Source organism: Paenibacillus sp. J31R34, assembly GCF_059383715.1.
On record NZ_JBXENU010000013.1, the window covers coordinates 107,504 to 126,869 of the forward strand.

16 protein-coding genes and 1 pseudogene are annotated in these 19,366 nt (G+C 47.0%); 11 read left to right on the forward strand and 6 right to left on the reverse strand.

The genetic code is table 11. From position 1 onward, the window contains the following. Positions 1 to 11: 11 nt before the first annotated feature. Positions 12 to 1,086: pseudogene (locus AC50YG_RS27790) on the forward strand (NCS2 family permease). Between the two features lie 204 nt (positions 1,087 to 1,290). Here AC50YG_RS27790 and AC50YG_RS27795 read toward each other — a convergent pair. After that, positions 1,291 to 2,586: a galactokinase gene (locus AC50YG_RS27795; protein WP_494831685.1), complete on the reverse strand. Its 1,296-nt coding sequence runs from the start codon at positions 2,584 to 2,586 to the stop codon at positions 1,291 to 1,293. Between the two features lie 321 nt (positions 2,587 to 2,907). Between AC50YG_RS27795 and AC50YG_RS27800 the strand changes: the two genes are divergently transcribed. Next, positions 2,908 to 6,216 carry an OmpL47-type beta-barrel domain-containing protein gene (locus tag AC50YG_RS27800; protein ID WP_494831687.1) on the forward strand — a complete coding sequence of 1,103 codons (3,309 nt, stop codon included), beginning with the start codon at positions 2,908 to 2,910 and terminating at the stop codon, positions 6,214 to 6,216. A gap of 218 nt (positions 6,217 to 6,434) precedes the next feature. Here AC50YG_RS27800 and AC50YG_RS27805 read toward each other — a convergent pair whose 3' ends face one another. Next, positions 6,435 to 8,024 (reverse strand): bifunctional metallophosphatase/5'-nucleotidase, encoded by a 1,590-nt coding sequence (locus AC50YG_RS27805; protein ID WP_494831689.1) that lies wholly within the window; start codon positions 8,022 to 8,024, stop codon positions 6,435 to 6,437. 183 nt (positions 8,025 to 8,207) lie between these two features. Between AC50YG_RS27805 and AC50YG_RS27810 the strand changes: the two genes are divergently transcribed. The 8 genes from AC50YG_RS27810 to AC50YG_RS27845 all read left to right on the forward strand — a co-directional run bounded on the left by AC50YG_RS27810 (position 8,208) and on the right by AC50YG_RS27845 (position 14,241). Next, positions 8,208 to 9,206, forward strand: a complete 999-nt coding sequence (locus AC50YG_RS27810) for a phosphate/phosphite/phosphonate ABC transporter substrate-binding protein (protein ID WP_341280402.1) — start codon at positions 8,208 to 8,210, stop codon at positions 9,204 to 9,206. 142 nt (positions 9,207 to 9,348) lie between these two features. Continuing rightward, a complete protein-coding gene (gene phnC, locus AC50YG_RS27815; RefSeq protein ID WP_494831691.1) occupies positions 9,349 to 10,122 on the forward strand; it encodes a phosphonate ABC transporter ATP-binding protein in 774 nt (257 codons plus the stop codon). After that, a complete protein-coding gene (phnE, locus tag AC50YG_RS27820) occupies positions 10,119 to 10,925 on the forward strand; it encodes a phosphonate ABC transporter, permease protein PhnE (RefSeq protein ID WP_046234170.1) in 807 nt (268 codons plus the stop codon). The genes phnC and phnE (AC50YG_RS27820) overlap by 4 nt, the downstream gene beginning before the upstream one ends. Next, positions 10,922 to 11,728: a phosphonate ABC transporter, permease protein PhnE gene (gene phnE, locus AC50YG_RS27825; protein ID WP_494831694.1), complete on the forward strand. Its 807-nt coding sequence runs from the start codon at positions 10,922 to 10,924 to the stop codon at positions 11,726 to 11,728. The genes phnE (AC50YG_RS27820) and phnE (AC50YG_RS27825) overlap by 4 nt, the downstream gene beginning before the upstream one ends. 497 nt (positions 11,729 to 12,225) lie before the next feature. Then, positions 12,226 to 12,957, forward strand: coding sequence for a hypothetical protein (locus AC50YG_RS27830; protein WP_494831696.1), 732 nt, complete (start codon positions 12,226 to 12,228; stop codon positions 12,955 to 12,957). A 276-nt stretch (positions 12,958 to 13,233) separates the two neighbouring features. After that, complete coding sequence (locus AC50YG_RS27835; RefSeq protein WP_341280396.1) at positions 13,234 to 13,494, forward strand: hypothetical protein; 261 nt, start codon at positions 13,234 to 13,236, stop codon at positions 13,492 to 13,494. A gap of 98 nt (positions 13,495 to 13,592) precedes the next feature. Further along, positions 13,593 to 13,940: an HTH domain-containing protein gene (locus tag AC50YG_RS27840; protein ID WP_494831698.1), complete on the forward strand. Its 348-nt coding sequence runs from the start codon at positions 13,593 to 13,595 to the stop codon at positions 13,938 to 13,940. Then, on the forward strand, positions 13,912 to 14,241 hold the full coding sequence (locus AC50YG_RS27845; protein WP_341283122.1) for a hypothetical protein: 330 nt from the start codon (positions 13,912 to 13,914) through the stop codon (positions 14,239 to 14,241). Before AC50YG_RS27840 ends, AC50YG_RS27845 begins: the two co-directional genes overlap by 29 nt. Positions 14,242 to 14,511: 270 nt before the next feature. Here the strand turns inward: AC50YG_RS27845 and AC50YG_RS27850 are convergent, their stop codons facing one another. Continuing rightward, positions 14,512 to 15,492: a YndJ family transporter gene (locus AC50YG_RS27850; protein WP_494831700.1), complete on the reverse strand. Its 981-nt coding sequence runs from the start codon at positions 15,490 to 15,492 to the stop codon at positions 14,512 to 14,514. A 145-nt stretch (positions 15,493 to 15,637) separates the two neighbouring features. Beyond that, positions 15,638 to 16,549, reverse strand: a complete 912-nt coding sequence (locus AC50YG_RS27855; RefSeq protein ID WP_494831702.1) for a helix-turn-helix transcriptional regulator — start codon at positions 16,547 to 16,549, stop codon at positions 15,638 to 15,640. A gap of 98 nt (positions 16,550 to 16,647) precedes the next feature. On the opposite strand from AC50YG_RS27855, the gene AC50YG_RS27860 reads away from it, so the two are divergent. Next, positions 16,648 to 17,592 (forward strand): alpha/beta fold hydrolase, encoded by a 945-nt coding sequence (locus AC50YG_RS27860; RefSeq protein ID WP_494831704.1) that lies wholly within the window; start codon positions 16,648 to 16,650, stop codon positions 17,590 to 17,592. A 173-nt stretch (positions 17,593 to 17,765) separates the two neighbouring features. Here the strand turns inward: AC50YG_RS27860 and AC50YG_RS27865 are convergent, their stop codons facing one another. Further along, a complete protein-coding gene (locus AC50YG_RS27865) occupies positions 17,766 to 18,704 on the reverse strand; it encodes an NADP-dependent oxidoreductase (RefSeq protein WP_494831706.1) in 939 nt (312 codons plus the stop codon). Between the two features lie 324 nt (positions 18,705 to 19,028). After that, a complete protein-coding gene (locus AC50YG_RS27870; protein ID WP_494831708.1) occupies positions 19,029 to 19,247 on the reverse strand; it encodes a hypothetical protein in 219 nt (72 codons plus the stop codon). Between the last annotated feature and the right edge of the window lie 119 nt (positions 19,248 to 19,366).

The window sequence follows — 19,366 nt, forward strand, 5'->3', positions numbered from 1 at the left end:
GGTAATGTTACATGATTGAGAACCACACTAAACAAAAAAAAGAAGTGGTGTCGCTAAGGAAGGAAATACTTGCCGGGTGCGTATCGTTTTTCACCATTGTGTACATCATTGCCGTCAATGCGTCGATATTGCAGGACGCCGGAATCCCTTTGGAAGCAGGGATTATCGCCACCGTACTCACTTCATTTACCGGTTTCCTGATTATGGGGTTATGGGCAAAAACTCCAATTATACTTGTGCCAGGTATGGGGATTAATGCTCTTTTTACTTATACAATCGTTCATACAATGGGGCTTTCTTGGCAGGAGGCGCTGGGTGCCGTCTTCGTCTCTGGTCTGTTATTCGCGCTTGTTGCGTTTACTCCGCTGGCAAGATGGCTAACAGTCTCCATTCCCGATTCATTGAAGGAAGCTACAACGGTCGGGATTGGCCTGCTTCTTACCTTTATCGGTCTGCAGAAAGGCGGCATTGTTGTAGCCAGTTCGAAAACATTCGTTGAGCTCGGCGATTTCAGCAATCCGCAGGTACTTCTTACGCTGGCAACATTGATTTTAGCGCTGCTTTTGTTTATTCGAAATGTACCTGGCAGCTTTCTCTTCACCATCGCTGCAGGTACTTTGCTCGCCATCGCATTTCGTCAGGTTGATGTAAATTTTGATGAAGCCGGCACATTTTCCCTGCAGCCCGACAGTAGCAACGGTGGAGAGCGCCGCAGGGATTACGGTAGGAGGCAGAACTGGACGAACATCCATCGTTACCGGCCTATTGTTTTTGATTTCCTTGTTCTTTATTCCTTTAATTATACTCATTCCGAACAGTGCTGTTTCTCCGATCCTGATCATTGTTGGAGGTTTGATGATTTCAAGTGTTCAGCATATCAATTTCAAGGAATTTACTGAAGGCTTTCCATCCTTTCTTATCATCGCACTGATTCCACTAACCTACAGTATCGTAGACGGCATGGCTTTCGGGTTCATCATTTACATTGTTCTTAACGCTGCCACTGGTAACAGAAAAAAGATTTCACTCCCGCTGTATTTAATCGCAGTGTTATTTCTGGTCAATTTTATCGTGCAAGGAATCTGATCAGTGAACCGGCCTGTAGCTATCTCCATGCTCTTGCTAAAAGGAGCTTGAAAACAGAATAAGCCTAACGCTAAATTCTAGCGTTAGGCCAGTGATAACATAAAATTCTCCGCTTTCTTATTACTAAAAATGGGGCTGTGCTACTCCATGTCCTGCATATCTTGCATATCCTGCATGACCTCTTGGTCGATTTTCAAGCTTACTTTAAACTTCGCTATCCAGCAGTTTATTAATATAGACAGCCCCGTGCTCACGAACATTCACAACCAGCACTGGCGTATCCAGCATTCCACCGATCCATGACATGTAGGCTTCTGCGTGCTCGTTAGGAATAATGGTCAAAATCACCCCTGCGAATCCTCCGCCATGAATGCGGCATGCACCAGCGCCGATTTTTTTCAAATAGTTTTCGGTAAGGGACAGCGCGATTGCAATCTCCTGATTTTGAATAGCTCCGCTTTGATAAACGTTCTGAAGCCATTTCCAAGATGAATTCCCCGAAGCCGTAATGAGCGTCAAGAAATCATTGAACCGATTCTCTTCAAGAGCCAGCACCTGCTCATCGACGCGCCCATTTTCCTCAAAGAAATGCAAGGCGCGCAGCACAGCCCGATCTCCAGCCGCTGCTCTAACCGCCTTCAAATTAGCGTAAATATCCTCTGGCGACAAATCGCGGCATACCGATGCTCCTAGCGATTTGGCTACCGCATACATCTCATTAGGTACAGCCGCGTAATCCTCCGTTAAATCGGCATGATTCCCGCCTGTATTTACAATGACCAGCGAGTAGCCATTTTTCTGAAAATCCCATTGAACGGGCTTGATTACAGGCTCCTTAGGCGTCTCAAAATCAATCGCGATTAAACCGCCATAGGCGCAGGCCATTTGATCCAGCAGACCAGACGGCTTATTCCAATAACGATTTTCAGCAAATTGTCCAATTTTAGACATGGAGACGGCATCAAGTGCCCCATCATTATAAAAATGGTTTAAAATCGTACCGATCAGCATTTCGAAAGACGCAGATGAGCTTAACCCCGATGCAGAAAACACATTGCTCGATATGTAAGCATGGAAGCCGCCTATCTGAAAGCCTGCCTCAATAAATCCAGCTGCAATGCCGCGAACCAACGATGTCGTGCCATCATCTCCAGATCGAGGCTGTATATCCCGAAGATCAATCACATATTTCGTTGCATAGCCTTCCGAGAAAAAGGTAATAACAGGCTCGTCTACCTTCACCGCCGCCCCAATTGTATCCAGCGTAATGCTTCCCGCTAGAACCTTGCCGTGATTATGATCCGTATGGTTGCCTCCAATCTCACATCTTCCTGGGGAGCTAAACAATCCTACCTCCTGCTCTCCAAAATACGCCTGAAATTGTTCAACAAGCGATTGATACCGGCTAGTTTGCTCTACAAGCTGCTGCTTGCCATACATTTGGACAAGCAGCTCCTGTCCCTCGACCGTTTGCAGCCTTTTTAGCATTTGATTACTCATTTTAATTCCTCCTATATGTCACCTTTAATTGACTTATTATACTTAATAGACTTGATTAACTAGCTAAACTTGAGCCATACATCGCTTAACTCTTATCTACAGCGGCTTCATTACAATTATCTCAAATTTTGCCCCTATAGAGTAGGGTAAGAATGCAAGATATATACGATCTTCTTAAACGCCTAGTCCATCCTCCCCAATTCACGCCCTATATAGGAATATTTCACTATTTTTTACAAATTCCTATCACTATAGCAGATGTTCACATGCTAGAATATGGACGAACGCTAAGATTAATGATTCATGGGAGGAATGGAATTGATGAAGCTTACACAACGGAAGTCATCATTGTCACACAAATGGATCAAGTCGCTTATCGCTCTATCTGTCGCTATTCCGCTGCAAGCTGGTTTATGGGGCGACACGACAGCGGTTCACGCTGAGGGCCCCACCGATCCGGCACCTTTTATCCAGCCTAAAGTGGTGAACGAAAACGCTGGCAAAAAGATTTTATTCGACAATACCCACGCCCAGACAGCTGGTGCAGCAGATTGGGTCATTGACGGCGGCTTCTCTGACTTTGGCGATGCACTCGCTAATGATGGCTATTATGTTCAAGAGCTTCGCAAAACAACCCCGTTTACCTACAATGATTTAAAAGATTACAGCGTGTTCGTCATCGCAGAACCCAACATCCCATTTAAAGCAACGGAACAAGCTGCTATGACGCAGTATGTAGAGGGCGGCGGCAGCATTTTCTTCGTTGGCGACCACTATAATGCCGATCGCAACAAAAACCGCTGGGATGGCTCCGAAGCGATGAACGGCTACCGCCGGGGCGCCTGGACAGATCCCACTCAGGGCATGAGCGCTGACGAGCGCAGCTCAGAGGCTATGCAGGGCGTAACCAGCTCAGACTGGCTGTCCGACCATTTCGGCGTTCGCTTCCGCTACAATGCGCTTGGCGATATAACCGCTAATCAAATTGTACCGCAAGAGCAAGCCTTTGGCATCACCGCTGGCGTATCGGCTGTTGCGATGCATGCGGGCTCCACGCTTGCGATTACCGATCCGACCAAAGCTAAAGGCATCGTATACTTGCCGCAAACGAATCAGGCTTGGGGCAGCGCCGTAGATCAGGGCGTATATAACGGAGGCGGCGTCGCCGAAGGTCCTTATGTCGCCGTTTCCAAGCTGGGAGCAGGAAAGGCTGCTTTTATCGGGGACTCTTCTCCGGTGGAGGATGCTTCTCCAAAATATTTGCGCGAGGAAACCGGAGCGCGCAAAACGACCTACGACGGCTTTAAAGAGCAGGATGATGGCGTATTGCTCGTAAATTTAATCAATTGGCTCGCAGAGCAAGAAAGCTACACGAGTCTAGCCGAGGTTAACGGACTGCAATTGGACAGCGCTACGGCATTGCTGCCTTTTGAAAATCCCGCTGCCTCCACTGAACCGCAGCCAGAACCGTGGTCCGCGCCAAGCGCAGGCTACAAATGGTATGACCGTTCTACGTTCAAGCCTGGCTCGTACGGCGGCCCGACAACGAGTGCCAACGCCGCTTACAGCTTCGTCAAGCAGGCAACGCTTCCGAATGCACAGGATTTTCAAATTCGTGTTGTCGCCGACAATTTGCCTGCCAATACGACTGTATCGGGCTTTAGCGCCGGCATTTATTTGAGCGGAGGCACACAGGTCGCCATGGTTCAAAATGAAAATGGCACATGGCCGACTGCCTACGGCTACAGCTCAGCTTTTAGTGTCACATCGGATAGCAAAGGACATGCCTTTAAAGATTTGACCGTCCGTATTAAACCCGGCACGTCAGGGGCAGCCAATTTGCGCCTGCGCTTGAACGGAAGCAATCTGCTTACAAATGCGGTGACTGTAGGCAATGTACCGGCAGAGCCACTTCCCGAAGAGGAGGGGCCGATTCCAGCTCTAATCCCTATTGCAGAGGCTCGCACGCAGCCCGTCGGTTCGACCGTGACGGTTGAAGGCATCGTGACGACTGAGCCGGGCGCATTTGGCGGACAAGCTTTTTATTTACAGGATGATTCGGGCGGCCTTTATGTGTTTCAAAGCACAAGCGGCTTCCATCAAGGCGACCGCATTAAAGTGACCGCCGCTACTGCTCTATACAATACGGAGCTTGAACTGACCGATATAATCGCCATCGAAAAAACCGGCACAGCGCTGCTGCCGGTACCCGTTGCAGCAGACCGCATTTCGGCTAATAACCAGGGGCAGCTTGTTCAGCTTTCCAATGTAACGATTCAAAACTTGGCAAGCGCCACGCCTGCCGGTTCATTCGAGTTTGATGCAATCGATGCTGCCGGAATCAGCAATCATATCCGCGTAGACACGCGCACAGGCCTATCGCTGGCGTCATTCCCTTATGCCGAGGGCCAGCAGATTAGCATTACGGGCGTTGCCGCTATTTTCAGAGATGTCTTTCAATTAAAGCCACGCGGGCTTAGCGATTTCACCCTGCAAGGCGATACAGCCGCTCCAGAGACCACGGCTTCCCTGTCCTCTTCGCCGAATGGGGCGGGATGGCTGAACCAAGACGTCACAGTCACCTTGACAGCAACCGATGATGCAGGCAGCTCCTCTCCTGTGCGTACAGAGTACGCTATTAACGGGAGCGACATACAAGCCTATGAAGCCCCAATCCTTATTAGTGAGGAAGGAAGCTCTGTCATTTCCTTCTTCTCAACAGATGCAGCTGGCAATAAAGAAGCCGTCCAAACGTTAACGGTCAAGCTCGATAAATCTGCACCAAACGTTATTTTGACACAGTCTGGGGGCGCGATAGCTGATGCTTCCGAGACGGATACGCTTATTTTTGCGCTGAGCAGCTCGGATGCCTTGTCTGGTATTGCTAGCGAACAATTGCTGCTGGACGGCCAGCCTGTTAACAGCCCTTATTCTACAACAGGCGCTGAGCTTGGCTTGGGCGCTCATACGATTGCCTACTCTGTAAAAGATTTTGCTGGTAATGAAGCATCCCATCAAGCTTCTTTCAGCATTACCGGCCAGCCTCTGGCGGTTGGTGCTCCTGGAAAGCCTGTGCTGTCGAGCAACAACGGTTATGATACCGGATTGCAGGATGGCGATTATACGATATCCCTGAATATGTGGTGGGGCGACAATGGAACGAGCTACAAGCTGTATGAAAATGGCGAGCTTGTCGATAGCCAGACGCTGCCTGATGTCTCACCCTCTGCCCAGTTTGCGCAAACCCATGTAAGCGGCAAGGCCAATGGAACGTACACGTACACCGCTGAGCTTACCAATGCCAAGGGGACCACTCGCAGCGAGATCTTAACGGTACGTGTCACTGATGCGTCTCCAGGCAAATCTGTCTTGTCTCAAAACAACTGGGACGGTGATGGCCAATACAGCATTACAATGAACATGTGGTGGGGAACGAACGCGACGGAATACCGTTTGTATGAAAATAACGAGCTCATCGACACCCAGTCTCTGAAGGCAGCTGCTCCGGCTGCTCAAAGTGCTGTAACAGCGCTGACTAACCGGCAGCCTGGTGCTTACGAATATCGGGCTGAGCTTGTGAATGCAGCCGGAGTAACGACGAGCGAGACGATCACCGTCCACGCAAGGTGAAACGGCTGTCGCCATCCTTGGCGACGCGGCGCGTTTCATTCCGAGAAATATAGAGATAGGATAACGAAATGATATCCTTTCCTATATTTTAAACAAATAGTTCTGCCTAAGCTGGCGGCAAGCTCATAGCACCGGACAGAAGCACTTGCTTATAATTTCTTGCTCACACATTAAGCTCTCGCGCTTCCTTTTAAGGAAACACGAGAGCATTTTTTTATTTAACAACTTACCTTCCAATTCCCCGCACGAGGCGCATCCAGCGGCTGATGCTTGCGAATATAATTTTCTGCGAGCATCGCCATATCCGTATCACCTGCAAAGATGATCGGTTTCCCTGCATACATCGCATAATTGCCGCCGCCAGCCGCACGATAGCTGTTCATCACAACCGAATACTGAGCGTCCATCTGCAACGGCTCACCGTCGCGATCAAGCTTGACGACCCTACTTCCCTCTGGCCGCGAAATATCCAGCTCATAGTCGATGCCCGCCCACATGTCATAGTTATAATGCTGCGCCTTCGGCTCCATGTATAACGGATTAACCATAATCTCCCCTTGATCGTCCAGTGAAAAATAACACGCGGCCTGCTCCAACGCAGCCCGAATGTCCTGCCCGCTTAGCTCCAGTACCGTAAGCGTGTTCGGATAGATAAAATTCGCTAATACATCCCGCATCGTCACCTTTTTCCCAAAGCCGCGCGCCTCCTCACTTAGCAAAGCAGCGTTAGAAAGCTGCGCCCCCGTAGCCTCCATCTGAACCTGATGGACAAAAGCAAGAAACGGATGGGCAGCCAGCCTCAGCTTAGAGGCATTTTGAATAGACAGCTCGCCAATGATTTCGCCAATCGGCTGATCCAGCCAAGCTTGCGTGCGTTGCTCCAGCTCATCGGTAAGCCCTAGAACCGCGGCGTCAGGCAAGGCAGACTCCTCTGGATAAAGCAGCTCAGCCCGCTTGCTCGTCATTTCCCAGCGTCCTTCGGCCTGCCGCTCCAGTTGTACCGCAACATGGGCAGCAGCTGACCCATTATAGCCCGTCTGCACAATCGTGACGCCATGCAGCTCCTCCACAAACGAACGGTGCTGATGCCCGGTCAGCAATACATCTATGCCTTCCACGTCACGGCAAATGGCATAGGCTTGATTTTCACCCGTCAGCGGTTCGGCTGGTTGACCTGTTGCAAGATCGTTTTCGAAGCCACCGTGATAGCTGACTATAACGATATCCGGCTGCTCCTTGTCGCGTATGTGCTGGACCCATGTCCGAATCGTCTCTAACGCATCTAGAAAACGCAGCCCTTTCATATTCTGAGGCTGCTCCCAGTTGGGAATGTAGTGGGTGGTGGCCCCCAGCAGGGCGACTTTTACGCCAGAAGCCATTGGCTTAATGATGTACGGTGGTCCAAAAGCGGGCTCTCCACTTTGTGCATCCACGATATTGGCCGACAGCCATGGAAACTTCGACGCCTGAACGGCGCGGTTCAGCATATCCAGGCCGTAATTAAACTCATGATTGCCCATAACGGCAGCATCATAGCCAAGCTCATTTAACACCTCTATAAAAGGATGCGTCTCATAGCTGTTTTGAAAGGCAGCAGCGTAGGCAGCCAGCGGCGAGCCCTGCAGCAAATCCCCATTGTCCACCAGCAGCAGCTCAGGTGCCCGTTCGCGCTCCTGCTTAATTCGGGCTGCCAATAAAGCCAGTCCGTTATGGCTGTAGGTATTGATCGGGTAATGAATCGGACGGATTGCTCCGTGCAAATCGCTAGTCAATATAATATCGCAAGTGTACTTGTTCGTTTGCGTCATAATAAGCCTCTCCCTCGTTGCAGCATCGATTGTGCCGATGTAACTATTTTAGCAAAATCATTTTCAACTGAGCAGTACAGAAGGTTATTTTACAAATAATTCATTTATCGTTGATACTCCGCAAATATAGATTGAATATAGTAAGCAAGTGTCAAAAAATACAATCTCTTGGAGGGTTTTTGATTGAAAAAGATGTATGCCTTTATGTTGCCTCTGTTACTGACTTCGCTCTTGCTTGGAGCTTGCGGAACGAACAATACCACTGGTTCGGCTGGCAGCGAATCCGCTAGTCCAAGCTCAAGCCCATCCGCAGCTGCCTCAACTGAGCCAGCACCAACAACAAGTACAGACACAGGCTATGTGCCTACAACATTGACTGTCCAATTCGTCCCTTCACAAAATGCAGACACGCTTGAAGCAAAAGCAAAGCCGCTTGAAAAGCTCCTGGGAGACAAGCTTGGCATTCCGGTAAAGGTTAGCGTATCGACTGACTACAACACGATTATTGAAGCCATGGCCTCGAAAAAGGTAGATGTAGGCTTCCTGCCTCCAACGGCTTATGTGCTGGCTAAAGAAAAAGGCGCAGCTGAAGTTATTTTGCAGGCACAGCGCTTTGGCGTAAATGATGAGACCGGCGCTCCTACCGATCAGCTCGTCGACTTCTACAAATCCTTGATTGTTGTAAAAAAAGACTCTCCGATTCAATCGGTTGAAGAGCTTAAAGGCAAAAAAATCGCCTACCAGAACGTTACGTCCTCCGCTGGTTTTGTATGGCCGGCTGCGCTCCTGATGGACAAGGGCCTGAACCCGCTTAGCGATGTACAGCCTGTAACGGTTAAAGGCCATGACCAAGGCGTTATCGCAGTGCTCAACGGCGATGTGGATGCTGCGGCGATTTTCCAGGATGCCCGCAATACCGTCATGAAGGATTATCCTACCGTGTTCGAAGATACGCGTGTGCTTTCGTTTACAGAAGCGATTCCTAACGATACGATTTCTGTCCGTTCCGACATTAACGCGGACTGGGCGGCTAAAATTACACAGGCTTTTATTGATATCGGCAAAGATACAGAAGGACACGCCATCATTAAAGAAATTTATTCCCATGAAGGCTATGTGAAATCCGATGACAGTAAGTTCGATATCGTTCGCCAATACAATGAAAAAGTAAAAACCGAGTAGTACGATTTTTCGTCCTGCACAGTGCGACACAGGACAGGACAAGCCAGTTCAGCGTAAGCGTGCGCTGTGCTGGCTTGTTGTATTACTGCCCGCTATGCTCGAACCAAACTTGAATCGAACTTGAATCGAAAGGAATGAAGTCATGATTGAGCTTCGTCAAGTATCCAAAGTGTATCCCAATCAGACCAAGGGTCTGAATCATATTAATCTTACGTTCGAACAAGGCGAGTTTGTTGCGGTTGTCGGATTATCCGGTGCAGGCAAATCTACGCTGCTGCGCTCGATTAATCGGCTGCATGACATTAGCGAGGGCGATATCCTCATTAACGGCAGCTCGATTACGAGTGCCGAAGGCCATGGGCTGCGGATGCTTCGCCGCGATATTGGCATGATTTTTCAAAGCTTTAATCTCGTCAAGCGTTCCACCGTGCTGCGCAATGTGCTGGCGGGACGCGTCGGCTACCACTCCACTCTCCGCACCATATTCGGCCGTTTCCCTAAGGAGGATGTGGATTTGGCGTTTGAAGCGCTGGAGCGAGTTAATATTTTGGAAAAAGCTTACTCCCGCGCTGATCAGCTCTCTGGCGGACAGCAGCAGCGTGTCGCGATTGCCCGAGTGCTGGCACAGGAGGCCAAAATCATTTTGGCGGACGAGCCTGTCGCTTCCCTAGACCCACTTACTACGAAGCAAGTCATGGATGACTTGAAACGAATTAATCAGGAGCTGGGTATTACGACGATCGTAAATCTTCATTTTGTCGATTTGGCGAGGCAATATGCGACGAGAATTGTCGGGCTGCGTGCAGGCGAGGTCGTATTTGACGGCCCCGTAGCTGAAGCCACGGACGAGCGGTTTGCCGAAATTTATGGCAGGCCTCTTCTTGAAGGCGAGCTGCTGGGAGAGGTATCGGCATGAAAAACCCGCTTGAGTCTGGTACGAGACAGACCGCCCGTCCCCTGCCGCCAACGCGCACGAAGCATGTGCTGACTGCGCTGCTTATTTTGCTGCTGCTTTGGGGCAGTGCCGTGCAGACAGAAGTGAGCTTTAAGGAGCTGATTGAGGGCTTTCCGAACATGCTCGATCTGCTGCGCGAAATGTTTCCTCCCCGCTGGACCTACTTTGATAATATTGTGGACGGTATGCTCGAGACGATTCGCATGGCACTAGTCGGTACAACGATTGGCGCGATTATCGCCATACCCGTGGCGCTGCTGTGCGCGGGCAATTTAATGCCGCATCGCTGGGTATATTATCCGGCAAGGTTTCTGCTCAATTTGGTGCGGACGCTGCCCGATCTGCTGCTCGCCGCCCTGTTCGTCGCGGTTTTCGGACTTGGGCCAGTGCCGGGCATTCTCGCGCTTGCCGTGTTTTCGGTCGGTTTAATCGCCAAGCTTACTTATGAAACACTGGAAACGATAGACCAAGGACCGCTTGAAGCGATGACGGCGGTTGGGGCAAATGCTATTCAGCGCATCGTATTTGGCGTAGTTCCGCAAATTTCGGCTGCCTTTATGTCGTATGTACTGTACACCTTTGAAATTAATGTACGGGCAGCAGCCATTCTCGGCCTTGTTGGGGCTGGCGGCATCGGCTTATTTTATGAAGCGACGCTCGGCTTTCTCGAATATGACAAAACCGCCGTTATTATTTTATTTACACTGGCCATTGTGCTTTTTATTGATTTTGCAAGCACGAAGCTGCGGGAGAAACTATTATGACGACGAAAAATGGGGATTATCTCATCCAAAAACCGCGGAAAAATCCGCTTCGGTGGCCGATTATTATTGCGCTCGCGCTCGTTTACATTTGGGCGTTCTCTGGCGTTCCGTTTACTGGCTTTAAAGAAACGGCAGGCCAAATTATGAAGTCGATTATGGCGGGCATTTTTTCACCCGATTGGGATTATGTATACTTGCCGGAAGGCGAGGACTTGCTGCGGGGGCTGCTGGATACGCTGGCTATTTCGATCCTCGGTACAGTGATCTCGGCTGTACTGTGCATTCCGTTCGCCTTCTGGTCCGCTCGCAATATGAGCAAATATCGGCCGATTTCCGGCTCGGGCAAAATCATGCTCAGCTTTATTCGGACGTTTCCTGAAATTATTATGGCGATTCTGTTTATTAAAGCGGTTGGACCAGGCTCGTTCGCCGGCGTTCTTGCCCTCGGGCTGCATTCGATTGGCATGCTCGGCAAGCTGTTTGCGGACGATATCGAAAATATTGATTTCGGCCCTTCCGAGGCGCTGCTCGCCTCTGGAGCAACGCGTATGCAGCAGCTTTGGTTCGCTGTGCTGCCTCAAGTGCTGCCGGGCTTTCTGAACTACACGCTGTATCGCTTTGAAATCAACGTCCGCTCGGCTACGATACTCGGCGTCATTGGCGCTGGCGGCATCGGAACGCCGCTTATCTTCGCGCTAAGTACCCGAAGCTGGCCGCGGGTCGGCATTATTTTGCTCGGCATCGTTGTGATGATTACCGTTATTGATCTCATCTCCGGCTATGTGCGTAAGAAGCTGGTGTGAGGAAGGATAGGCGGGGCAGGGAAATAGGAAGTAGCCATATGCCTAAGTAAATTGGCTCTCTGTCAAGGACACTATAAAAAAGAGGCTTAGGCCTAAATTAAGAGATGATCCGTATACGATGTAGTGAAGTGCACCCCGTAGAATTTCATCGACTAAATTTCTGGTCTATTCGATGAAATTCTACGGGGTGCATTTTTATGCCATCACAAAAGGACAGAAGTTTAAACACTATCCGGAGTCATTGAAAGAAGAAGCTATCGGTCTGTATACCGAAGAAGGACGGATCGGATTGAGGTTTGGATGAGGAAATATCACGAAGGTAGTCACGAAGCGTTTGAGGAAAGGAGAGCCTTATCACAAATAGGGAGAAATCTTGTTTTGGTTCCCCTTATTTTCGGTCACTTAAATATTACTTCCATTTTCTAATTTATATAAATATTTGATATATTGGTATATATATGATATTTTTAGTTTATAAAAAATTAGGAGGTTCTTATTTGTTTAAACTGGCTTTACGAACCCTATTAATTGCTGTGTTATCACTCTCTGTCACTGCCTCAGCTTTTGCCACAGACGTAGTTACACCGCTGATCCCAGCACCCATTCAAAATTTAGAAGATGTAGCAACGGTCATTGAAAATGAGGATGGTAGTTTAGAAATTATACCTTTTGACCCGGAATCTTACATTCAACAAGCAGGTCTTGAAAAACCTAGCCCAAATGCGCAATTGGTAAGCATTAAACGTGTTTCCGTAACCGGTGATAAGAACAACCCAGATAATAATATGCCTAGTGATACATCAAGCAAAGCTTTTGGTCTTGGACTCTTCGTAAAGAAGACCACGGTCAGCACTGGCACTTCCCCAAACCGTATCGCGAGAGGTAGAATATTATGCAGTATTGATGGCGGATGCTCTAATTTGAAAGTTGAAATTAATACAACCGACTCCGTATATTCCGAGTTTAGCGCGGACGTTTCAGTCGGTAATGATATTGTAGGTGCTGGTGTAGGTTACACCATCGGTGCTGCAAAATCAGTGAGCATCAGCGGATCAGAGTACAGAGCAGTAGCAAAAGGTAAATTCTTAATTTTAGATGCTTACCCAAGAATTGAGATTACAGGATTCGAAGTTTGGGATAGAGGTCTGTTTTCGACTACAAAAGTTGGTTCAGGATCTTCGTGGAGATCGACTAGTAACGACATGGATTTCGTAGTATGGATTCAGTAGTCCTAATTCTAGAATAAACACCAGGCTAAACAGGTAAAAATGCCTATATCACATAATCATGTGATATAGGCATTTTTAGAAAAGATTTCACCAACTCTACTAATAGCTGTTACCAACCGTACAAAACTTGTCTATTCTCATTTACAACTAAAATTCAATGTATGGTTACTAGGTATGTAGCTGCTGGCTTTCACTTGTAATAAAGGATATACTTAAAAAGTAAATAGATTACACTTTTGTTTGATAATACTACAATTAAAAAACAGGAGGATAACAGTGAATAAAAGGAAAACCGCCGTCACCTTAATGTCCATCTCAGCATTTCTATATGGGACGCGCTATATTAGCGCTGCAATATTTGGATCCAATATAGCTTCTTGGAACGAGGAGCTCTTTCACAATATGCTCAGCTATATTGGTCCTGAGCCTTTAAGGTGGAGTAAATATGCACTAATCTTAGGTATTATTTATTTGGTTTGGGCTGAGGTTGAAGAGCAGTTAGGAAAGAAACGAACAAAAATACAACACAAGGACTAGAAGACTAATCTGGTACCCATACACTGGACACTTTAAAAAAAGTGTTTAGTGCATGGGTACCTTTTTGTATACGGAAGACAACAGTGGAGGCGAGCGAAATGAGCAAAAAGCTTTTCAATCAAACCGAACGTGAACGACTTGCGTCAAATCCGTATGTTTTGCGAGTGAGTGAAAAATCGATTGCCTATGCCGATGAATTCAAACGTCTGTTCATTGATCAATATTTGTCTGTTCAGTCCCCCAGAGAGATATTCGAGGCGAACGGATTCGATGTGGAGATGCTTGTAATGAAACGAGTCGAGCAAGGTGCGGATCGATGGAAGAAAGCCTATGAGAAAGATGGAATTACGGGACTGGCGGACTCGCGTAAAGTAGCTGCTCTACGTTCTTCAAAACGCTCCTTATCCCTAGGGGAAGATGATTGCCAAGCAAGAAGCGAAGATTAAACTCCTGGAGGCTGGTGCTTTAATCAAAAAGGCACTTCATCGTAGAGGCTTCAAGAAGGGTATTCCAGGTCTCGTCTTGCTAACCGATATTACGTACCTGCCGTATGGCTACTCCCAGATGGCTTATTTGTCAACCATTCTGGATGCCTCCACAGGTGAACTCTTAGCTCATAACTTATCCACTACCCTCCACCTCCCTCTTGCAACGGACACAATCGAATTGTTGATACGACAGAGACGCTTAAAATTACATCCAGATGCCTTTCTTCATTCTGATCAGGGCAGCCATCTGCTTGAGTGAAATGCACCTCTTGGAGTAGACATTGGGAAACCCCGATGGGTTACCGATGATGCTTTTAGGGGGTGTTGTCAAATGAACGGCTCTAAATTCCATTAAAAACAAAACGCCATTTTAGTTGAAGATTATCTCCGGGGAACCGTATCATAATTGATGGTAACGGAGAAAACAGAGAAAACAGTGTAAAAAATAAAGATTGTTAAGCGGCCTTCGTCCTAAATTCATTGGGACTGAGGCCGTTTGGTTTTGTATGTAATCATTCACAAAAGTGGATCACTCATCTATTCTCGTAGGTAAGCGTTTTTTCTTAATAGAGTCTACCATATACACCCAGCCAATCAGTCCACATAAAACAAAACCAAACGCATGCAGAGCTCCGTAAATGGGAATGAAATCGAGTATGGTTAAGGAAAACATGTTTTTCAGTAACGGATAGAAAATGGAAAGGAAGACAACCGTGTAAAAGGCTATGCAAGAAAGGCGTAAAAAGAAGGCTGCCTTATTGTGTAAAGCGTTCCTCCTCAAGTAAGCAAGGAGATAAGTGGTATAAACCACAATATTACAGGCGAACAAAGTGACACCAATGTACTCAATGGGCTTGGAGAAAATCATGCCAATAGCGATCAATATGGGTCCGATAATATCGATGGCAACGACCCAAGGATACCAGCTCTTCTTCGTCATGATCCGTCCCAGAGCACCAATAAAAATCGGAACGATAGCAGATGAAAAATGAAAGTGGACCGAGCTTAACGCGTGCGTTGCAGGATTAGCTTGAAAGAGGTCAAGTTGATATTGATATAGGGTAAACCAAATGCCCCCGATAAAAAAATAAACAAGCCCCGCGCCAATCGCTATTTCCGCTGTTTTCCCCTTATGAATCACAATAGTGGTCAAGCCATAGATGCCCAGCAGCAGTGTGAACAGTAGCCACCCGAGGGAGAGAACCCCTGGTGTTGCCGTGCTTCCTAAACCCCACATCTTATTGCTCATTACGGAGGCTAGGGTAAGAAGCGCTGCGGGAAATTGAAGCCATTTAATAGCAGCATAAAGCATTCGTTGATGGTTATTCTTTTCGTCATGGTTCAAAAGTAAAATCACAAGAGGTACAATGACGAAAGCCGCAAACAGTAGAAATTTATCAACAAGCTCGAATTGGAAGTAATCAAGATAAAATATAAGAATGGTAATGATTCCACCGGGAATCGCTGGTACTAATAATGATTTCATCAGTTGCTTCAGGGAACTATTCATGGCGGTTCCTTTCTACCTTTGTTTGGCGTAATACCTGCCTACATCCAGTTGTTTAACATTCTTTAATATAGATAGGCGATTCTCTTTTTAGTAGTTTAACACATTTATTTGTCGATATATGGCCTATGCCGAGACGAGACCTTTATCAGGAATAGTTCTCCATCATTTGATATAAATAATTTCGAAAGTCTTCAACATAGGTTTTGGGCTCTACAACTTTTAGATGAGTGCCGAAGCTTGCTATAAATTGAAATCCCATATGATTTTGAGGGACATAAATGGTTGCTAATAAAAATCCAGAACTATGGTCTTCAATACTTCTTCGACCATACCTTTCGATGATTTGATCTTTTATGCTAGGCGATATCCATGCCTTAATTGTGACGAATGGCGGTAGATAACTTGCTTCGTGTCCTTGCTCTGACCAATCTTCTCTAGGATGAAACGCGCGTTCATCCATCGTAATATGATCGATCCGGGATAGCTTGAATGTTCGATATCCCTGTCGATGTAAACAGAATCCTTTCAAGTACCAACTCGATTCGCTAAAATGCAGCTCATAGGGCTCGACCATTCTATTCGTTACAGCCCCGTCTTTATCTGTATAATCAAATGAAACCAGCCTTTTCTTTAAAATGGATTCTTGACATGTCTTTAACGTTTCAAGAATCTCGGACCGACCTTCCCAATCATAAAACGACAGTTGAATGGAACGATTCAGAGACAATGGACTAACCATTGCCTCTATTTTTTTTATCGTCCTTTCAACTTCTTCAGTAAGGAGGATTTGTTCCAATCCGCCAAGTGCAATTAATATATTCTGTAAATCGGAGCTGCTTAAAAGGCGTTTATCAACCTTGTATTCATCTATTATGCCGTAGCCGCCTTTGACCCCATTGACCGAGTAGATCGGGATGTTCGATAAGCTCAATGTTTCCATATCGCGAAGGATCGTTCTTTTGGAAACATTGAATAGTTGTGTAAATTCCTTTGTAGAAACAACCTCTTTTTTCAGCAATATCATGATAATCGCAATGAGTCTCTCCACTTTGTCCATAATTGCCCTCTTTTTTTCTACATGATTTCAGAACGGTGACAACAAGATGTCACCTTTTGTCCATTATACTACATGTATCACAAGAAGGAGGAATTGCAATGTTTAATCCAACCGATTTTCCCAAGCCGACTCTTATTTCAGTCAACGGTGTGGAACTCGAAGTCTTTGAAGCAGGCCGACAAAATGTCGGAAAACCCATTGTCCTCTGTCACGGCTGGCCAGAGCATGCCTTTTCTTGGCGCCATCAGATGGCCGCCCTTGCCGCCGCGGGCTACCACGTCATCGTCCCAAACCAGCGGGGTTACGGCAACTCATCCCGTCCAACCGAAGTAACAGACTATGACATTGAACACTTATCGGGTGATCTTATCGCACTTCTCGATCACTACGGATACAAAGATGCCACCTTTGTCGGTCATGATTGGGGTGCAATGGTCGTTTGGGGACTGACCTTATTGCATCCAAACCGTGTAAACAAAGTGATAAATCTGAGCTTGCCTTACCAAGAGCGCGGAGAAAAACCCTGGATCGAGTTCATGGAAGAAATACTTGGCGGCGACTTCTATTTCGTCCACTTCAATCGACAACCAGGTGTCGCAGACGCCGTATTGGATAAGAATACGTTTCGGTTTCTTCGCAACCTGTACCGCAAGAACGAGCCTCTCAGAGCATCTGAGCCAGGCATGGCGATGATCAATCTTGCCAACGCGGAAACACCGCTCGGCGAGCCCTTAATGAACGACAGCGATCTGGCCGTTTTCGTATCCGCCTTTGAAACATCAGGGTTCAGGGGCAGCATAAATTGGTACAGGAACCTTGACCGCAACTGGCGCTTATTAGCAGACGTGAACCCAATTATCCAACAGCCGACCCTCATGATCTACGGAGATCGAGATGCGGTTACGAAATCTGAAAACCTGACAGAGTTCGTGCCCAATGTGGAAGTGGTGAATTTGGATTGCGGTCATTGGATCCAGCAAGAAAAGCCGGAAGAAACAAACCAAGTGATTTTGAGATGGCTGGAACAGCAGGATGCCACCTAGTCCAAAGAGCGTTTCAAGGTTGAGCCTGCCCTCCGGCTTGACCGGAGGGTGGAACAATACAATTACCCAGAATAGCTTGATGTAAATGAAGAAAACAACACTAAGTGTGAAATTCACTTGTGTTGTTTTCTTGTTTTACTATCATCCTAACTTCTATTTCATACATGCTGTTGTTAGATTGAGTTTATGTGCAGCAAAATTCTTCCGCGTCCATGTCTTGCTTCGCTTTTCTCCAGTGCTTTATTAGCTTCATTTAGCGGAAATATGGAATCGATCGCTGCTTTAATCGTACCGCCCGCAATTAATTCGGTTAAGGTCTGCAGATTCGCGTGTGTTGGGAATTTGGTGTTAAATTTAGCTGCAACGCCATGCTTTTGAGCGTTCTCTTGCGATGGGGCCTGAGTCAAAGAGACGAGAATCCCTCCCTTCTTAAGAACGGCCCATGATCGATTTTCGGTCTCTCCTCCAATGGAATCGACGACCAGATCCACTTCTTGGACGACGTCTTCGAAAGCCGTCATCGTATAATCAATAACTTGATCCGCCCCCAAAGACTTGACGAAGTCCACGTTAGAGGTTGAAGCCGTAGCGATCACGGTCGCTCCCTTCCATTTGGCCAACTGAACGGCAAACTGTCCAACGCCGCCTGCTGCTGCATGAATAAGAACGGTTTGGCCAGACTGGAGTTCGCCTTCAGTGAACAACGCTTTCCAAGCTGTTTCGGCTCCTGCTTTAATCGTTGCTGCATCTTCAAAGGTGAGTATATCGGGCATCTTGACTAGCTCTTGGGCTTTTGCAATGCCATATTCTGAGTAGGCTCCTCTAATACTGCCAAAAATACGATCACCGGGCTTATAATCCGTTACACCTTGCCCTACCTCTTCGACTACTCCGGAAGCGTAAAATCCAGGAATGTAGGGGAAGGTTACAGGAAAAACCTCTTGGAGCCAACCGTTACGGATTTTATAGTCTAGCGGAATAATCGTAGCATATACGATGCGAACGAGCACTTCATCCGTTTGCGGTTGGGGGCGTTCAACCGTTTCTACCTTCAAAACATTTGGACCACCATATTCATTGACCAGAATGGCTTGCATTGACTTATTAGACATGCTTATCTCTCCTTTGTCACTCAATATTTATTAAAATTTACAGTTAGGTTTCTAAAGATGCGGCTGCCCTGCATTTCTATAATGTGAACGAGCCTTGCTGAATATAGAGAAGCTTGCGGGAAAATGTGTTACCGAACTGATTTCATTTTCAATTACGTGGTCGTCAACATATTTGATTAAAAACAAGATACCATTTAAATATGTTGCCGTCAACATAAATAAAAAAAGCTGCCCTATAGGCAGCCCGGTGATAATATACCGGTAGCTTCGATAAGCGCAACCTCACCCTCGTCTAATAACCACAGGTCATTCTGCTAAACGTTTTTATTCAAACAAGCTTTCAATCAGCTCCCACGTCTTCGATTGTGTAGATACATTAAAATCCTCCGCCGCCAATAACGTCAGTACGAACAAAAATCCACCAATAACAAGCAGACTTAGCTTCTGCCACCGCTTGTACATCGACATAAATCTCGGATAAATCAGGGAAATCGTAAAGATAATCATAACAAGGACAGCTAGTATTTGCAGGGCTATGCGCATGATGGGTTCTCCTGTTCCTATCTTAAATCTGGTCTACTAAGCTTAAAGCTTCATCACCATATTTCAAAGGGAATAGCGACCTACACCTTCCTATGAAAAATGAAGCTCTCCTGCCGTTT

Excerpts from the sequence above, each read along its gene's own strand:
- AC50YG_RS27855 (WP_494831702.1), bottom strand. The coding sequence starts at position 16,549 with ATGGACAAAGTGGAGAGACTCATTGCGATTATCATGATATTGCTGAAA.
- AC50YG_RS27850 (WP_494831700.1), bottom strand. The coding sequence starts at position 15,492 with ATGAATAGTTCCCTGAAGCAACTGATGAAATCATTATTAGTACCAGCG.
- AC50YG_RS27860 (WP_494831704.1), top strand. The coding sequence starts at position 16,648 with ATGTTTAATCCAACCGATTTTCCCAAGCCGACTCTTATTTCAGTCAAC.
- AC50YG_RS27840 (WP_494831698.1), top strand. The coding sequence starts at position 13,593 with ATGAGCAAAAAGCTTTTCAATCAAACCGAACGTGAACGACTTGCGTCA.
- AC50YG_RS27845 (WP_341283122.1), top strand. The coding sequence starts at position 13,912 with ATGATTGCCAAGCAAGAAGCGAAGATTAAACTCCTGGAGGCTGGTGCT.
- AC50YG_RS27795 (WP_494831685.1), bottom strand. The coding sequence starts at position 2,586 with ATGAGTAATCAAATGCTAAAAAGGCTGCAAACGGTCGAGGGACAGGAG.
- AC50YG_RS27870 (WP_494831708.1), bottom strand. The coding sequence starts at position 19,247 with ATGCGCATAGCCCTGCAAATACTAGCTGTCCTTGTTATGATTATCTTT.
- phnE (WP_494831694.1), top strand. The coding sequence starts at position 10,922 with ATGACGACGAAAAATGGGGATTATCTCATCCAAAAACCGCGGAAAAAT.
- AC50YG_RS27805 (WP_494831689.1), bottom strand. The coding sequence starts at position 8,024 with ATGACGCAAACGAACAAGTACACTTGCGATATTATATTGACTAGCGAT.
- AC50YG_RS27865 (WP_494831706.1), bottom strand. The coding sequence starts at position 18,704 with ATGTCTAATAAGTCAATGCAAGCCATTCTGGTCAATGAATATGGTGGT.
- AC50YG_RS27800 (WP_494831687.1), top strand. The coding sequence starts at position 2,908 with ATGAAGCTTACACAACGGAAGTCATCATTGTCACACAAATGGATCAAG.
- phnE (WP_046234170.1), top strand. The coding sequence starts at position 10,119 with ATGAAAAACCCGCTTGAGTCTGGTACGAGACAGACCGCCCGTCCCCTG.
- phnC (WP_494831691.1), top strand. The coding sequence starts at position 9,349 with ATGATTGAGCTTCGTCAAGTATCCAAAGTGTATCCCAATCAGACCAAG.